The following is a 16336-nucleotide window of genomic DNA, read 5'->3' as shown; positions in this document are numbered from 1 at the left end:
ACGCACGGCTCGAGGATCAGAGGGTGGTTTTGAAAGTGAAAGTGACCATGCCGCGATCCTTGAGCTGGGCCACGGTGCCGGCAAACGCAGTGGTCTGGCCCGGAACGCAGTTGTACTGACCGTTTGCGCCCGGTGCGGCACCATCGCCTGGCGCGCCGGCGCTGCCGGCAGAGTCGCAGGTATCGAAATCGCCGAAGTTATCGACATACTTGAGGTCGAAGCGATACTGGCTGCGCACGTCCATGCCGACGCCGACCGAATAGCTGCCGGTGCCCTTGTTGCCGCCCAATTGCACGGAGGATTGGCCAGCGAGGCCGACGTTGTAGCTGACCGGCATGAACATATCGATGCCGGGAAACACCTGATACCAGGTCGGGTTGAAGTTCATCCCCAGGATGTAGTTGTCCTTGGAGACCTTGTCGACCCCGTTGTACCAATCCTCCCCCTTGAACAGTTGCTTGTTCTCGGTTACGTCCAGCCAGCGGCTGTAGCCGAGCTCGACCAGCAATGAGGAGGAATCCCACAGGGGCGTATCGCCAAAAGTCGTCAGGCCGTTGAGTACCGCGTGCACGGTGTTGCCGCGCGCCACGCCGTTTTCGCCGTTGAAGCTGGCGATAAATCCGGGAGCCTTCGCCGCACCCAGTGTCGGGTTGACGGTGGCCGGAACGCTGGACAGCGGCATGTTGTGGCGATAGTTGAGGTCAAAACCGACGCTCACGCCTGCGACGTTTTTCGACAGGCTGAAACCGTAGACGTCGATGTCATCCACGTAGAACTGGTTGTAGCTGCCGACGTTGCCCGAAATCAACTGCGGTAATCCGACTGCTACGGGTTGCAGCACCAGGTTGGGCAGGATGTCCGAGGTTTTGCGGTAGTACAGGCCCAGGGTGCCATCGAGCCAGGCAGGACTCCACTTGGCCATGAGCCCGAAGTCGCCGCTGTTATCAGGGGTGGAGGTGTGACCATTGGAGAGACGCAGGAACTGATTGGCACCGGCCGGGCCCGGAACACCGAACAGAGGATTACGCGCAGCGATCAGAGACAGGTTGTGACCGCCATTCTGGATGCCGTCGTTGAAGCCCAGATACGTACCGGACTCCGGCAGGCGTGCAGCGTCCCAGTCGAGGAAATACTGTGCCGCCAGGGTCAGCTCCTGATTGACCGTGAAGCTGCTGGACAACTGGTTGCGCGGAATGAACAGCTCTTTGGCCTCGGTGCCAGGAACCGCGAGCGCCTTGGACAAATCCAGCCCCGACTGGCCATAGCTGTTGCCATGGGCGAACGCCAGCACACTTTCGCCCCAGTAGAGGGTGTGCTTGCCGGCCTTGGCGCTCAACAGCGATTCATCACCGATCTCGACGCTGCCAAACACGAAGGCGTCGAGGATCTCCGAAGACGGTCCGTTGTAGTAGCGATCGGCATAGCCGCTCAGGTGACGCGAATCGGGCTGGCCATTGTTCAATTGGTTGGTCGCGGAGTTTTCGCTGCCGACATCATCGTAGGCGTGGTCGTACCAACTGTTGGCGCTGACGCGAAAACCCATCTGTTTGCGGTACACCACGTCCAGCTCAGACATCACATCCAGGCGCTGGGTAACCGGGCTGCCAGAGGAAAAATTACGATTACCGTCGTTGTTGTTCCACGAATTCGCCAGCTTGCTGTTGGGCGCTTCGACCCGCTGGGCGTAGTTGAACTTGAAGGTGTTGTCCAGGCGTACTGACAAGTCCTCGTTGCCGGTATCCAGCTCCAGCGCCTGTACAGGCGACAGTCCCAGCCCGGCAAGCACGGCTGATGCCAGCAGCCCACGCCGCAGATTTGGATGGCAGATCTTATTGTTGTTATTCATCTAGCGTGCTCGCCTTCTCTGTGGTTTCACGAAAAGTCATTCAGGAAAAATGCCGACTACGGCACCGCACCCTGCTCCGGAAGAGCAAGGACCGAATCGGTCGAGGCTGTTGTATCGCGAGGGGTGGGGAGGTCGCCGGTCAATTGCGCCAAATCATCGGTCAGCGCAACGTGAGCACGACAAAGTGCTCATGTTGCGAGGCCGTTGCGACACGTTTAACCTTGCTGACGAAAATCCGTCGGGGACAAACCGGTCCAGCGTTTGAAGGCGCGGGTGAAGTTGCTGGTGTCGCTGAAGCCCAGCAGGAAGGTGATTTCCGTGACCGGTCGGGAGGCCTGGCTGAGGTAGCTGCAGGCCAGTTCCTTGCGGGTATCATCGAGCAATTGCTGGAAATTGGTGCCGCGTTGGGACAGCTTCAGTTGCAGCTTGGTCGGGCTCATGCACAAGGCACTGGCCACCTTGTCCCGAGTGCAATCACCGTCAGGGAGGAACTCGATGATCTTCTGGGTCACGCCGGTGATCACATCGCTTTTATCCAGGCGCGCCAGGTAACTGATGATGATGTTGTCGTTGACCTGTGCCAGTTCCGGGCAGGAGCCGCTGAGTGTTTGCGCCAGATCATCCTTGTTGAACACCAGCAGGCTCGAAGCCTGGCCGAACAGCACAGGAGCCCGGAACAACGCCTCATAAGGCCCCGCCCCTTCATGAGGCATCGGGCGGCACAACTCCACTCGTACGGGCTTGAACTCCTGCTTGTAGAGCAGGCGCATGGTGCGAATCAGAAAGCCGAAGAATGCATCTTCGGTTTCGCTGCTTAGCCCGATCAAGTGATCAAAGCGCATCGAGACCTGATCGTCAGCCTGGGTGACACTGGCGTGGGCGACTTGGGACACCAGGCGGAAGTAGCGCTCCAGCCGCCGACAGAAATCCATCAGCGTGCCGCTGGCTGCCAGGGAATAGCCCAGGGCGTGCAGGTGAGTCAGGTGTATGTGCTTGGCCACGGTGAGCCCGAAATACGGGTTGTTGGTCACATCGACGCAAGCTCGGAACAGGCGCGTCATCGTCGCGGCGGGCACCCGGTTCATCGGATCGGTCGAGACATCCAGCGCAATACCCATCGCGGTGAAGATCCGTTTGCTGTCCACGCCACTGGCCTCCAGCGCCCGGGCAATGGCTACTGTGTAGCTGCCGATGGTCGTGGGCTGCAGAGTCTCTTCACTCGATGATACCGAGTGGCCGGGCGTATCCATTTTCGAACCTGACATGGGCCTGCCTGTTAGGGTTGAGAGTGGCGATACTCGCTCTGTGTTCGGTATCAGGTCAATCACCGACAGGGGGCTCGTGCCTGATGTTCCGGTGCTTGGCGCGATAGTCACCTGTCGCAGTGACCGTCGAATTGATTCTATTGACCAGTGGCGCTGCGCTCTTCTCCCCACAATGCATTGAAGTTGTGCATCGAACAAAGAGAAGAACGCATGAACGAGAACACGCTATTCGATTACATCGTAGTTGGCGCTGGCGCTGCCGGCTGCGTGGTTGCCAGTCGCCTGTCGGAAGATCCGGACGTTTCGGTGTGCCTGCTGGAAGCTGGCGGTCCTGACCCCCATGTGCTGGTGCACATGCCCGCCGGTGTCGCGGCCATGGTGCCCACCTCGATCAATAACTGGCAGTACCAGACAGTGCCGCAAGCGGGTCTGAACGGCCGTATCGGATATCAGCCGCGGGGCAAGACCCTCGGCGGCAGCTCTTCGATCAATGCCATGGCCTATCACCGCGGTCATCCCGAAGACTTCAATCGCTGGGCAGCACTGGGCAACCACGGCTGGGGCTATCAGGACGTACTGCCGTTCTTCAAGCGCGCCGAGCACAACGAACACTTCAAGGATGAGCTGCACGGGCAGAACGGCCCGCTCAACGTGCGCTTCCACTCCTCGCCCAATCCGTTTGGCGAAACCTTCGTCGAAGCCGGCGTACAGGCGGGCTACCCGCCCTGTCCCGATCAGAACGGTGCGAGCATGGAAGGTTTCGGTCGTGTGCAGGTGATGCAAAAAGACGGGCAGCGTTGCAGCGCGGCCAAAGCCTATCTGACGCCAAATCGCCACCGGACGAACCTGCACATCGAAACCCATGCCCACGCCACACGAATAGTGTTCGACGGCAAACGCGCAGTGGGCATCGATTTCGTGCAAAACGGGGTGAAACGCAGCGTGCAGGCGCGCCATGAGGTGATTCTGAGCTCTGGTGCGTTCAACTCTCCCCAGCTGCTGTTGCTGTCCGGGGTGGGGCCCAGCGACGACTTGCTCAAACTCGATATCCCGGTGGTGCATGAATTGCCCGGAGTGGGCCGCAACCTGGTGGATCACATTGACTACGTGCACTCCTACCGGGTCAATTCACGCCGCCTGATCGGCCTGTCACTGGCGGGGGGCTGGGACATCACCAAAGCCGCATTCAGCTACTGGCGTCGGCGCACGGGGCCGCTGACCAGCAACTTTGCCGAAGCATGTGCCTTCGTCAAGACATCCCCGGAACTGGCCCAGGCCGACATTGAACTGGCGCTGACCATCGCCATGTTTGCTGACCATGGCCGCACCCTGTATCGCGGCCACGGCCTGAGCGTGCATGCCTGCCTGCTGCACCCCAAAAGCGTTGGCCAACTGAAACTGGCGAGCGCTGACCCGCTGGTTCCACCGCTGATCGACCCGGCATTCCTGACCCATCCTGACGACATCAAGACGTTGATCAAGGGCTATCGGGTGATTGCAAAAGTCATGGCGACCAAGGCCTTCAAGGCGTTCAATCCTCGAGACGTGATTGAAACACCGATGAATACCGACGCAGAAATCGAACAGGTCCTGCGCAACCGCTCCGACACCCTTTATCACCCGGTTGGCACCTGCAAGATGGGCAGCGATGACCTGGCGGTCGTCGATGCCCGCCTGAAGGTCCACGGCCTTGAGGGCCTGCGAGTGGTCGACGCCTCGATCATGCCGACTATCATTGGATGCAGCACCACGGCGGCCACCGTGATGATCGGTGAAAAAGCCGCCGAATTCATTCGGCACGCGCGTGCCGCCAGCGCCGCTGAATCATTGGAGGACGATCATGAATCAAGCGCGCGTCATCACCCCGCATAAGCTGCTGACGGTTTGCGTCGTGGTGGAAATTGCCACCGGCGTGGCCTTGCTGCTCACTCCCGGTCTGTTCAGCCATCTGTTGTTGGGCATTGTGGCAACCGAAGTGACCAACCTGTTTGCACGGTTCTTCGGCCTGGCCCTCATCGGCCTCGGCATTGCCTGCTGGCCGCGACCGCAAAGCATTGCCGCCATGCGCTCGATGCTGTTCTACAACGGGGCCATAGCGTTGTACCTGGCGTATGTCGGCGTGTTTGTCAGCACTGGGTTGTTGCTGTGGCCCGCCGTGGTTTTGCACGCCGTGATGGCGGGCCTGTTGTCGCGACGTTAACCGCAAAAAATGGCGGTCTTCGCCAGCTTCTGCACGGATTCGTCCACGCTTCTACAACGTGGATGTCCCGCCCCCCGCAGGAGCTGCCGAAGGCCGCGATCTTTTGACCTTCCCCCTCATTTCTGTTGATCCAAAGGAGTACTCACATGGGTGTACTGGACGGCGTTCGCATCGTCGAAATTGCTGGCATCGGCCCAGGGCCGTTCTGCGGCATGTTGCTGGCCGACATGGGCGCCGAGGTGATTCTGGTCGAACGTGCCGGCACCAAGGACGGCGACATGCTCGACCTTGGCAAGCACGCCATCGTCAATCGTGGCAAACAGTCGATAGCCCTCGACCTGAAGGACCCTGACGCCGTCGACGCGGTGCTGCGCCTGATAGAAGGCGCCGACGCGCTGATCGAAGGCATGCGCCCGGGCGTCATGGAGCGCCTGGGCCTGGGTCCCGACGTCTGTCTGGCGCGCAACCCAAGGCTGGTTTACGGACGCATGACGGGTTGGGGCCAGCACGGGCCATTGGCGCAAGCGGCCGGCCACGATCTCAATTACATCGCGCTGTCCGGCGCCCTGTGGTTCAGCGGCGAGGCTGGCCAGCCACCGATGGCGCCGCCAACCCTGGTGGGCGATCTGGGCGGTGGCGCGCTGTACCTGGCGATGGGCATTCTGGCCGGGATCATCAGTGCCGGTACCAACGGCATCGGTCAGGTCGTTGATGCGGCGATCGTCGATGGCAGCGCCAACCTGATGAACCTCTTGCTGTCGGCGCACTCGGCCGGGCAACAGCCGCTGGAGCGTGGTTGCGGGTTGCTCGATGGCGCGCATTGGGCGCGTACCTATGCGTGCGCCGACGGGCTGTTCATCAGCGTGCAAGCCCTTGAACCGCAGTTCAACGCGTTGCTGTTCAACAAGCTTGGCCTGGGTGAAGACGTGGATTTCAAAAGCCCATACGATCCGCGATTGTGGGGCGCCCTGCGTGAACGCCTGGCCGCGGTATTTGCCAGCCAACCGCGCCAGCATTGGGTCGATCTCCTGGATGGCAGCGATGCCTGCTTCGCCCCGGTGCTGACACCCGCCGAAGCCCTGACCCACCCGCACATGCTCGAGCGTGGCGTGTATTCGCGCGAAGGAGGCGTGCTGCAAGCGGCACCGGCGCCACGCTTCTCGTCAACGCCCTCTTCAGCCGGCGCGGTACCCAAGCGGGGGGAACACACCTTACAGATCCTGCAAAAAACCGGATTGAGCGACGCGCAGGTTGAACGACTGACTCATGCTTGAACAACAACGCGTGCAGGAGCTGTGATCTTTTGCGTGGGATTCAAATGCGATTGAAAAGATCGCAGCCTCGTTTCACTCGACAGCTCCTACGCAGCTCCTACACAACGCCGACACAGCCCCGACACAAACACCATCCAAGGTAGGAGCTGCCGAAGGCTGCGATCTTTTGATCTTGCTTTTGAATACCTATTTTTTCAGGAAAATGGCAACGGGGCTGTCTTCGCGCAACGCATGACAGGTATTGATCAGTTTGCCGGTGGCGTTGCGATACGCCTCGGTATCCTGCGCCGTGCGGGGCGCTACCATCGCACGTGCCATTGGAATGGTCTGGAACGCTGTGGTGGCGATCGGCAGCAGCAATTCGGTCAAATGCACGCAGCCGCCGATTCCGCCAAACAGGGTCTTGATGCGTCGCGAGAACCCCGGACCGATTTGCTCGCCGAGCAGTTGCTGATACGCCGCTGCCGCGCCACGGCATTCGCTGGTGGGAACGTCCGGCATGCCCACTTGCACCTCACGCACAAAAAAATCATCGTCCAGGGTCAGACGAATCAACATGCCGTGATAGATCTGCCCCGCCGCTACTGTCCGCCCTTCAGCCAAAGTCACCGGGTGCGTCTTGCTGTCGCTGAGCCGGCCTTCGATATCCCACAATCCGTCGGCACGCAAAAAACCCTGGCATTGCACCGTGCGCCGGTGGATCAGGCGACGACCCCACTCGTCCACTTCATCAATCATCACTCAAGCCCCCCTCTTGCGCCGACGGCGCCATACCCAAACACCGACCAGCAACCCGACGACCACCCCGACTGGCGGTGCGACCGCTTTAAGCTTGGGGATCACCACGTGTTTGAGGGCATACATCTGCCCCTGGTGCATGTAGTCATAACCGACGGGCATCGGCAGCACACCGTTGGCGCGGGCGTAATCGGCGTAGTCGGCCTGCATGCTTTGGAAGCGCTCCGGCATCTGGGCCTGCAAATCGACCGTTTCGCCGGGGTCGGCAACTATGTTGAAGAGGTGCCACTGTTCGTCACCCACCGGTTTCAGGCTTTTCACCAGTTTGTAGTCACCCTTGAACAGGGCTGCGCTGCCTGAGAGCTCATAACCGATGGCCTGGTCAGCTGGATGCACGCGCTCAGCCATGCCTTGCAGCACAGGCACCAGGCTGCTGCCAATCATCGGCTCCACGGCTTGCCCCTTGTACTCACCGTTGTGCGCCGAAACGCCGGCCACCTCCAACAAGGTCGGGACTATGTCGGTGACATGGGTGAAGGCTTTGGCGATGTGGTTGGCCTGCATGTCGGGCACGCCAGCAACGATTAACGGCGTGCGCAACCCGCCTTCGCCGGCAAAGAACTTGTAACCGCTGAACGGCGAAGCGGCGGCGCTGGCCCAACTCGGGCCGATGCTGGTGAACGCGCCCTTGCTGCCCAGACGCTCCAGCTGGCGGGTGTAGTTCATCTCCAGCCACAAGCGGATGGCCGGTATCGCGTAAGGATCAGTCGGCTCGCTGCCGTTATCGGACAGGAATACGAATACCGTGTTGTCGTACTCGCCGTTGGCTTTGAGGTGGGCAATGAAACGGCCGATTTCCTGGTCCATGGTTTCGGCCATGCCGGCATAGACCTCCATGCGCCGCGCTTCGTAGCGTTTTTCCTGTTCGTCCAGCGCATTCCAGTCCGCGGTGCTGGCCATGGTCTGCAGGCCGACGCCCGCTGGAATCAGCCCCAGCTCCACCGCCCGGTCGCGACGCGCGGTGCGCAACGCCGTCCAGCCTTCATCATAGCGACCGCGGTATTTGTCGATGACCTCCCTGGGTGCCTGGACCGGCACGTGATTGGCCTGAAAACCCAGGTAGGCGAAAAACGGTTTGCCGTCGTGGCGGTCTGCGGCGATGTAGTCCATTGCCTTGTCGACGATGAACGTCGAGGAGTAATAGTCCTTGGGCAGATGGGCTGGCTGGCCATTCTCGAACCAGGCGGCCTTGTCGTAGAGCGGCACATAGGGCCGTTCTTGCCAATTGTCCGAGCCGCTGTCGGCCTGGATGAATGATCGCTCGAAGCCACGATTGCCAGGCAAGGTGTCCGGGGTTTTACCCAGATGCCATTTGCCGGTGATGTAGGTGTGATAACCGCCGTCCTTGAGCAGGCTGGCGACGGTGATTGCGTTGTCGTTGAGAACGCCGCTGTAGCCGGGTTTGCCCAGGTGTTCGTCAGGCATGGTTTCCGGCATGTTGCCGACGCCGTTGCGATGATTGTCGACGCCAGTCAGCAGCATCGAGCGCGTCGGCGAGCACGAGGCGGTGACATGGAAGTCGGAAAAGCGCACGCCCTCACGCGCCAGGGTGTCGATATTCGGCGTGGAGATTTCACTGCCGAAGGCGCCGACATCGCTATAGCCCCAGTCGTCGGCGACCAGTACGACGATGTTCGGGCGTTTGGGGGCGGCGAAAGCGTGAGTGCCGAAGGCGAAACACACCATCGCCAGAACAAGCGGTTTCAACGGGATCATTCACGAAATCCTTTGTGCGGTGAAGATCAAGAGATCGCAGCCTTCGGCCGCTCCTACAGGGGATCGCATTCCATGTAGGAGCTGCCGCAGGCTGCGATCCCTTGATTCAAGGTTTCAACAGAGCGCCGACCACCCGGCGAAAAAGCCTGCCATATGGCGGCCGCAGCAGCCCCATGACATCCCAGCGCGGCGGCGTGAATACCGAACGCTCCAGACTGAACGCCTTGAATCCATACCCGCCGCGATACCGACCGAAGCCCGAGTGGCCACAGCCTCCAAAGGGCAAATCAGTCTGGAACAGGTGCTGCATGACTTCGTTGATGCAGGCACCACCGGAATGGGTGCGCTCCAGCACATGCCGGGCTTCGGCGCGGTCTGCGCCGAAGTAGTACAACGCCAATGGCCGGGGATGAGCATTGATGTAGTCGAGCACCTCATTGATGTGGCGATAACCGCGAATCGGCAGCAACGGGCCGAACACTTCTTCCTGCATCGCCAGCGAGGTGTCCGGCGGATCAACCAGCAGAGTCGGCGCGATCTTGCGCGAAGCGCTCAAGTCCTCTCCCCCCGGATTGACCTCGATCACGCGCACGCATCGCTCACGGGCATCTTGCAGGCAGGCTTGCATGCGCCGGTACTGCGCCGGCGTCGCCATCGCCGTGTAGTCCGGATTGTCCAGCAGCGTGGGGAACATCCGCCGCAGTTCGACCTGCATGCAGCTCAACAGGCGTTCACAGTCATCTTCATGCACAAACACATAGTCCGGCGCGATGCAGGCCTGGCCGGCGCTGACACCCTTGCCACCCCAGATTCGTCGGGCGGCGTTTTCCAGGTTGGCACCGCGCCCGATGATGGTCGGCGACTTGCCGCCCAGCTCAAGAGTCAGCGGCGTCAGGTTTTGCGCCGCAGCGCGCATCACCAACCGCCCGACCCGTGGGCTGCCGGTAAACACCAGATGATCGAGCGGCATCGCGGAAAACCCCGCGCCCAACTCGGCACCGCCGACAACCCCCGCCACTTCGCTGTCATCGAACTGCTCGGCGAGCAATTCGATCAACAGACCCGCGGTGGCCGGTGACTGGTCGGAGAACAGGATGATGGCGCGATTCCCCGCCGCCAGCGCTTCGGCCAGTGGCCCCAGAGCGATCGCTATCGGGAAATTCCACGGCGAAATGATGCCGATGGTGCCCAGGGGCTGATAGTGAATGTGCGCCCTCGCGCCCAGCCAGCCACCGCCCAGTTCGGCTTTGCGGCGCTCTGGGCGCATCCAGCGGCGAACATGATCACGGGCATATTGGAGCCCGCGGATCGGCAACAACACATCGGCCATCAGCGATTGGTCATGGCTGCGCCAGGTAAAGTCCTGGGCCAGCGCTTCACACAGTCGCTGCTGGTGATCGACCAACAATTTGATGACCCGGTTGATGCGCTCGATTCGCAACCCGGCCGAAGGCGGCCCCTCAATCCGGGATGCCGCCTGCTGCCGGGCCAGCACCGCTCGGACGCCGTCAATCGCGGCATTGGCCGTGGTCTGGGTGTCGTTTTCGTTGTCGTGCAACGCAGAGTGCATGGTACGGCTCCTATTGTGCAGGCGGATTGGGCCCGACCAGCTCAAAGTCCGGAGAGAATTTGTCCAGCGCGCCCAGCACCTGGTAGACAGCGAGCTTGCTGCCGTCGATTTTCAGATCGCCTTTGAACACCGCCTCGATCGGCGACACTGTCTCCGCCAGAATCGCATTGAGCGTCTCGCGCGTCAGGGTCAGGGTGGCATCGGCTTTTTCGGCGTTGTAATCGGCGATGTAGGTCAGCGCCGAGTTTTCCAGATTGAGCATGTAGCGCGTGCCCGAGGGGCCGACGTCCGTGAAGTTCCAGTTGAGGACAATGTGCTTGCCCTCGACATCCGCGGCCTTCAGGCGCACACCCAGGTAATCGAAAATATTGTCGAGGGTCAGCGCCCGAAGCATGTCGGGGCTGGCCGTGCGCAACGGCGAGGCGAGCGTCTTGCCACCGCTGCGGTGCTCCATGGCGGCCGCCAGGTAGCTATTGCGCTCAACCGCCGATTCGGCCTGGTATCCCAACTGCTCCAGGGCATCAGCGGCCAGTTCACGCGCCGCGCTGTTGTCTGGTTCGGCGAAAACCAGATGACTCATCGCCTGCGCCACCCAACGGTATTCACCCTGGGCGAAATCGTTGCGCGCACGGGCCAGAACAGCGTCGGCACCGCCGCCATAGGCCACGAACTTCTTGCCGTAATCTACGTCGGACAAGGCATCCATATTCGCCGGATTGGCGTCATACCAACCCATGTATTGCTGGTACACCGCCTTGGAGTTGCGCTGCACCGAACCATAGAAACCATGGGTGAAGGTTTCATTGGCAAGGCTTGCCGGGACGTGACTGCGCATGTACTCGGCGATCTCGACCGGCTTGTAACCTTTGTTGATCAGCCGCAACGACTGGTCGTGCAGCCACTTGTACATATCCCGCTGTTTGGACAGATAGTTAACCACGCGCTCATGCCCGAACACCGGCCAACCGTGCTGCCCCACCAGGATGTCGGCACCTGGCGCGAACTGATGCAGTGCTTCGTTCAGGTACTTCGACCAGGCCAGGCCATCGCGAATGGTTGCGCCGCGCAACGTCAGCAATTGATGCTGGGTCGGCAGCGCCAGTTCGCCCGTATCGAGCACCTTGAATTGCGGAAAATAGTGGATGAACTCGGCCGGCGCCTCGGTGCCCGGTGTGAGCATGTTGACGATTTCCACGCCATCGATGGTCAGCGTCTGCACCGGTTGACTGAGCTCGATGGTCGGCGGGATCAAGGTGATGGTGCCGTTGGACAGCGCCTTGGCGCCCCCCAGGTCGATCTGGCCCTGGGCGCTGCGCGGCAAGGTCGTACCGAACTGGTACTCGGCGCGGCGGCTCATGGCGTTGCCGGCCATGACGTTCTCGGCGACCGCCGTTGCCATGAAGCCTGCCGGGGCGATGATCTGCACTTTGCCCGACTTCACATCCGCCTCATCGACGATGCCGCGAATCCCCGCGAAGTGATCGACATGGCTGTGGTTGTAGAGCACTGCCACCACGGGTTTGCGGGGCCGATGCTGGTAATACAGCTCAAGGGAGGCACGCGCCACCTCGGTGGCCAGGTTGCAGTCGACAATAATCAGGCCGGTCTCGCCTTCGATGATGGTCATGTTGGTCAGGTCCAGGCCGCGCACCTGATAAAAGCCGTCGGTGACCTTGAACAGGCCGTTGGCCATGCTTTTTCGTGCCTGCTGCCACAGGCTCGGGTTGACCGTTGCAGGCGCATCGGGGTTGTCGAGGAATTCATAGCCTTTGAGGCTGTAGACGACGTGACCATCGGCAGCGGTGGTTTCGGCATCGGGGAGGCTGGCAATGAAGCCGTGCTGGATATCGGCTTCCACATCGTGGTCGACGGGGGGCATGTTGTGCGCCGTATTGGCGTTGACGGCAATGGTCGCTGCCGTCGCCACTTTCGCACCACCCTGCCCGGCGCTGGTTTCGGCGGCTTGCACCTGAACCCCGGTTTGCCCTCGCGACCATTGCAGCGCCCCGACAATGCTGGCGGCCAGCACTGACACTGTCAGCACTACACGGATTTTCTTCATCGCACGGTCTCTCATTGATTGTTATTCGAATACCGTTTCGATGGTGCAAGCAAGAGCGCCCGACGTGCCGGTCTTCTCAATCAATTCATCTGTCTTCACAGGCCTGCAGGCGCCGACGCAGGCTATACGATTCCTTTTTTTTAAGATCAAAAGATCGCAGCCTGCGGCAGCTCCTACAGGGGGGGCTTGGTTTGCGCCTCCCCCTACCCTGCGGACCACCGCTTTCGTTGCAATGACCTGCGACCGCCCCGTGCGCATTCCTACTATCGGCTCATCGACTACGCCAACTACGCGACTAACAATAAAGGGGAGTTGTGATGAGTGAAGATGTCCTGCTGTATGAAATCGTTGGCCCGGTGGCGCGCCTCACGCTCAACCGGCCACGGGCCATGAACGCGCTGAACCTGGCGACCCTCGCCGAGCTCGAGCGCTGCCTCAACGACATCGCCGGCAACGACGAATTGCGGGTGGTGATCCTCACCGGCAATGGCCCGGCCTTCTGCGCCGGCGCCGATTTGAAAGAAGTCCTGGCCGGCAGCAGCCTGCCCGCCGGCGAAGCAGACTTTCTTGACCGTGCCAACCTGGTGTTCGGTCAACTGCGCAACTTCCCCAAACCAGTCATCGCCGCCCTGAATGGCGTGACCATGGCCGGTGGTCTGGAACTGGCGATGTGCGCGGACATAGTGGTGGCGGCGCACACCGCGACCCTCGCCGATGCCCACGCCAATTTCGGCGTCTACCCCGGTGCCGGCGGCGCGGCAGTGTTGCCACGCCTGATTCCATTGAACATCGCGATGTACTTGCTGATGACCGGAAAATCCCTCTCGGCCAAGGAAATGAAGGGCTACGGCCTGGTGTGCGAAGTTCACGCCGACGCCGAACTCGCCGATGCGGCCCTGATACTGGCCAATCAGATCGCGAAGAAAAGCCCGATTGCCCTGCGCCGCATGAAGGAAGTGGCCCGTGCCTCGGCAGACAAGTCCCGGGACGACGCCCTGCAGCACGAGCAGGTGATGCTGCGTCAACACCTGCGCACCGCCGATTTCCAGGAAGGCCTGCAAGCCTTCGGCGAAAAACGCGCGCCGAATTTCAAGGGCCGCTAGGCCCCAATTGCGTTTCTATCAGGAACAGACAATGAACGATATTTACGTAGTGGGCGTCGGCATGACGCCGTTTGGCCGCTTGCTGGAGCGCAGCGTGTACGACATGGTCGGCGAAGCAGTCGGCCTGGCATTGCAGGACGCTGGCGCGACCAACGCCGACATCGGCTCGGTGTACTACAGCACCATGACCAACGGCATGTTGCAGGGCCAGACCGGCATCCCCGGCCCGATCGCCATGCGCCGCCTCGGCATTGAAGGCGTACCGGTATTTTCGGTGGAAAACGCCTGCGCCTCCGGTTCCTCGGCGTTCAACCTCGCCACGCTGGCGTTACGCGCAGGTCAGTGCGATATCGCCCTGGCAGTCGGTGCCGAGAAGATGAATGTCCCGGACAAAGCCAAAATGTTCGCCGTGTTCGACGGCGGCTGGGACGTCTCTACCGTAGAGGCCAACAAGCACCTGCTGCTGGCCATGGGCGAAGGCATCGAACCGCCGCCAGGCACCGTCTCCGAGCGTCCGTATAGCATTTTCATGGACGTGTATGCCGCGATTTGTCGCAACCACATGATGCGTTACGGCACTACGCAGCGGCAGATCGCCGCCGTCGCGGCGAAAAACCACCAGCATTCGGTGCACAACCCCCTCTCGCAGTTCCGGCAGGCATTCAGCATTGACGAGGTACTGGCCTCGCCCCCTATCTGTTACCCGCTGACCACCCTCATGTGCTCGCCGATCAGCGACGGCGCCGCCGCTGTGCTGCTGTGCAACGCCGAGGGCCTCAAGCGCCTGAAAAACGCCGGCGACCGCGCCGTTCGCGTGCTGGCCAGCGTGGTGCAGACCGGCACCGACCGACGCCTGGATGAGCCGGAAAAAATCGTCGCGCACCTGGCGGCAAAAAAAGCCTATGCCCACGCCGGCATCGCCCCATCGGACGTGGACGTCGCCGAAGTACACGACGCCTCTGCCATCGGCGAAATCCTCAACGCCGAATCGCTGATGCTGGTGCCCTTTGGCGAAGGCGGCCCGGCGGCCGAGCGCGGTGATTTCACCGTCGGTGGCCGCATGCCAATCAACCCGTCCGGCGGCCTCGAATCCAAGGGCCACCCAATCGGCGCTACCGGTCTAGGGCAAATCCATGAGCTGGTCACGCAACTGCGCGGTGAGGCCGGCAAGCGCCAGGTCGAAGGTGCGCGCATCGCCATCCAGGAAAACGGCGGCGGGCTGTTCGGCATCGAAGAAGCCGTGGTCGCCGTCAACATTCTCGCCAACAAGAAAATTTAAGGAGAACCCTCATGGGACACGTCATGCGCACCCCGGAACAACTCGAAGCGGTCGAGAGTTTCCGTCGTTTCCTGGCCGACAAGATCGACCCGGTATTCAACAAGGAATACCGCGATAAATTCATGCCCAAAGAGAAAATGGCCGAGATCATGCGCCAGCTCTCCGAGTTCGGCATGGTCTCCGGCGCGGTCAGCGAAGCCAACGGCGGCCTGGGCCTGGACTGGCCTACCATGACCATGTTGTTCGAAGAGGTCGCGGCCTGCTCCGTAGACCTGTCGACACCCGTGGTGATCAACTCCTTCGGCGCGCAGATGCTGGAAAAGCTCGCCCCCGATCACCTGCGCGAGCGTTATTTGCCGGGCCTGATCAGCGGCGACTCGTTCGTCAGCGTCGGCATCTCGGAACCGGACGTCGGCTCCAATGTGCTGGAAATCAAGACCCGCGCACGCCGCGACGGTGATGACTACATCATCACCGGCGAGAAAACCTGGATCAGCAACGGCTCTTACTCAGACTTTTTGATCTGCACCTGCCGCACTGGCGATGACCCGCGCAAGGGCCTGACCCACTTCCTGCTCGACCGCAAAGAACACCCGTATGAAGTGCAGAACATCCACAAGATGGCCTGGAACAGCCAGTCCACCGCGCAGATCTTCCTCAACGACGTGCGCGTTCCGGCCAGCAACATCATCGGCGGCGAAGGCCAGGCACTGAAAAACACCCTGTCGTTCTTCGAGCGTTCGCGGGTGTTTGTAGCGGCTCAAGGCCTGGGCATCGGCCGTCGCGCGCTGGAAGAAGCGGTGCGTTATGCCAAGGAACGCAAGCAACACGGCAAGTTGATCGCCGGCCACCAGTTGATCTCCGCAATGCTCGCCGAGATGGCCACCAACGTCGACGCCGCCCGCCTGCTGACCTACCGCGCCGCCGAGATGATCGGTGCCGGTATCCCGGCCGAAATGGAAGCCGCCATGGCCAAGTATTTCGCCTGTGAAGCCGCGGTGACCATTGCCCGCCAGGCGGTACAGATTCACGGCGGCGCGGGTGTCACCACCGACTTCCTGGTCGAGAAACTCGCCCGAGAAGCGATCATCGTGCCGATTCCGGAAGGCACCACGCAGATCCAGCAACTGATCATTGGCCGCGCCCTGACCGGGGTCAATGCGTTCTGATCAGCCGCCTGTTCCATCTCTAACAATAACAACCCGGCTCCGTCGAGCCGGGCA

At 61.2% G+C, this 16336-nt stretch carries 12 protein-coding genes; 6 read left to right on the top strand and 6 right to left on the bottom strand.

Annotated elements, in window-relative coordinates; all coding sequences use genetic code 11:
* Positions 1-16: 16 nt before the first annotated feature.
* Both UB23_RS12230 and UB23_RS12225 read right to left on the bottom strand, forming a co-directional pair.
* Positions 17-1846 carry a DUF1302 domain-containing protein gene (locus UB23_RS12230; protein WP_045059564.1) on the bottom strand — a complete coding sequence of 610 codons (1830 nt, stop codon included), beginning with the start codon at positions 1844-1846 and terminating at the stop codon, positions 17-19.
* A 215-nt stretch (positions 1847-2061) separates the two neighbouring features.
* A complete protein-coding gene (locus UB23_RS12225; protein ID WP_045059563.1) occupies positions 2062-3111 on the bottom strand; it encodes an AraC family transcriptional regulator in 1050 nt (349 codons plus the stop codon).
* A 210-nt stretch (positions 3112-3321) separates the two neighbouring features.
* Here UB23_RS12225 and UB23_RS12220 point away from each other — a divergent pair, with 210 nt between their 5' ends.
* The 3 genes from UB23_RS12220 (at position 3322) to UB23_RS12210 (ending at position 6585) form a co-directional block, all read left to right on the top strand.
* Positions 3322-4983, top strand: a complete 1662-nt coding sequence (locus UB23_RS12220; protein WP_045059562.1) for a GMC family oxidoreductase — start codon at positions 3322-3324, stop codon at positions 4981-4983.
* Entirely contained in the window at positions 4952-5311 is a 360-nt protein-coding gene (locus tag UB23_RS12215; RefSeq protein ID WP_045059561.1) for a hypothetical protein, read from the top strand. The genes UB23_RS12220 and UB23_RS12215 overlap by 32 nt, the downstream gene beginning before the upstream one ends.
* Before the next feature lie 146 nt (positions 5312-5457).
* A complete protein-coding gene (locus UB23_RS12210) occupies positions 5458-6585 on the top strand; it encodes a CaiB/BaiF CoA transferase family protein (RefSeq protein WP_045059560.1) in 1128 nt (375 codons plus the stop codon).
* Positions 6586-6771: 186 nt separating this feature from the next.
* Here UB23_RS12210 and UB23_RS12205 read toward each other — a convergent pair whose 3' ends face one another.
* From UB23_RS12205 to UB23_RS12190, 4 genes are all read right to left on the bottom strand, one after another.
* On the bottom strand, positions 6772-7323 hold the full coding sequence (locus tag UB23_RS12205) for a DUF2889 domain-containing protein (RefSeq protein WP_045059616.1): 552 nt from the start codon (positions 7321-7323) through the stop codon (positions 6772-6774).
* 3 nt (positions 7324-7326) lie between these two features.
* Positions 7327-9099, bottom strand: a complete 1773-nt coding sequence (locus tag UB23_RS12200) for an arylsulfatase (RefSeq protein WP_052672990.1) — start codon at positions 9097-9099, stop codon at positions 7327-7329.
* 106 nt (positions 9100-9205) lie between these two features.
* The gene (locus UB23_RS12195; protein ID WP_052672989.1) at positions 9206-10669 is read right to left on the bottom strand and encodes a coniferyl aldehyde dehydrogenase; all 1464 of its coding nucleotides are present in this window, start codon (positions 10667-10669) and stop codon (positions 9206-9208) included.
* 10 nt (positions 10670-10679) lie between these two features.
* Positions 10680-12731 carry an alkyl/aryl-sulfatase gene (locus UB23_RS12190; RefSeq protein ID WP_052672988.1) on the bottom strand — a complete coding sequence of 684 codons (2052 nt, stop codon included), beginning with the start codon at positions 12729-12731 and terminating at the stop codon, positions 10680-10682.
* A gap of 317 nt (positions 12732-13048) precedes the next feature.
* Here UB23_RS12190 and UB23_RS12185 point away from each other — a divergent pair, with 317 nt between their 5' ends.
* From UB23_RS12185 to UB23_RS12175, 3 genes are read left to right on the top strand one after another with little or no spacing between them, the layout of a single operon-like run.
* Positions 13049-13834, top strand: coding sequence for an enoyl-CoA hydratase/isomerase family protein (locus UB23_RS12185; protein ID WP_045059559.1), 786 nt, complete (start codon positions 13049-13051; stop codon positions 13832-13834).
* Positions 13835-13865: 31 nt separating this feature from the next.
* Positions 13866-15113 (top strand): thiolase family protein, encoded by a 1248-nt coding sequence (locus UB23_RS12180; protein ID WP_045059558.1) that lies wholly within the window; start codon positions 13866-13868, stop codon positions 15111-15113.
* Between the two features lie 11 nt (positions 15114-15124).
* Positions 15125-16282 (top strand): acyl-CoA dehydrogenase family protein, encoded by a 1158-nt coding sequence (locus tag UB23_RS12175; RefSeq protein ID WP_045059557.1) that lies wholly within the window; start codon positions 15125-15127, stop codon positions 16280-16282.
* Positions 16283-16336 lie beyond the last annotated feature (54 nt).

The organism is Pseudomonas sp. ES3-33 (assembly GCF_000952175.1).
GTDB lineage: Bacteria > Pseudomonadota > Gammaproteobacteria > Pseudomonadales > Pseudomonadaceae > Aquipseudomonas > Aquipseudomonas gregormendelii.
This window is presented reverse-complemented; position numbering and strand designations above follow the sequence as displayed.

Excerpts from the sequence above, each read along its gene's own strand:
- UB23_RS12230 (WP_045059564.1), bottom strand. The coding sequence starts at position 1,846 with ATGAATAACAACAATAAGATCTGCCATCCAAATCTGCGGCGTGGGCTG.
- UB23_RS12225 (WP_045059563.1), bottom strand. The coding sequence starts at position 3,111 with ATGTCAGGTTCGAAAATGGATACGCCCGGCCACTCGGTATCATCGAGT.
- UB23_RS12220 (WP_045059562.1), top strand. The coding sequence starts at position 3,322 with ATGAACGAGAACACGCTATTCGATTACATCGTAGTTGGCGCTGGCGCT.
- UB23_RS12215 (WP_045059561.1), top strand. The coding sequence starts at position 4,952 with ATGAATCAAGCGCGCGTCATCACCCCGCATAAGCTGCTGACGGTTTGC.
- UB23_RS12210 (WP_045059560.1), top strand. The coding sequence starts at position 5,458 with ATGGGTGTACTGGACGGCGTTCGCATCGTCGAAATTGCTGGCATCGGC.
- UB23_RS12205 (WP_045059616.1), bottom strand. The coding sequence starts at position 7,323 with ATGATTGATGAAGTGGACGAGTGGGGTCGTCGCCTGATCCACCGGCGC.
- UB23_RS12200 (WP_052672990.1), bottom strand. The coding sequence starts at position 9,099 with ATGATCCCGTTGAAACCGCTTGTTCTGGCGATGGTGTGTTTCGCCTTC.
- UB23_RS12195 (WP_052672989.1), bottom strand. The coding sequence starts at position 10,669 with ATGCACTCTGCGTTGCACGACAACGAAAACGACACCCAGACCACGGCC.
- UB23_RS12190 (WP_052672988.1), bottom strand. The coding sequence starts at position 12,731 with ATGAAGAAAATCCGTGTAGTGCTGACAGTGTCAGTGCTGGCCGCCAGC.
- UB23_RS12185 (WP_045059559.1), top strand. The coding sequence starts at position 13,049 with ATGAGTGAAGATGTCCTGCTGTATGAAATCGTTGGCCCGGTGGCGCGC.
- UB23_RS12180 (WP_045059558.1), top strand. The coding sequence starts at position 13,866 with ATGAACGATATTTACGTAGTGGGCGTCGGCATGACGCCGTTTGGCCGC.
- UB23_RS12175 (WP_045059557.1), top strand. The coding sequence starts at position 15,125 with ATGGGACACGTCATGCGCACCCCGGAACAACTCGAAGCGGTCGAGAGT.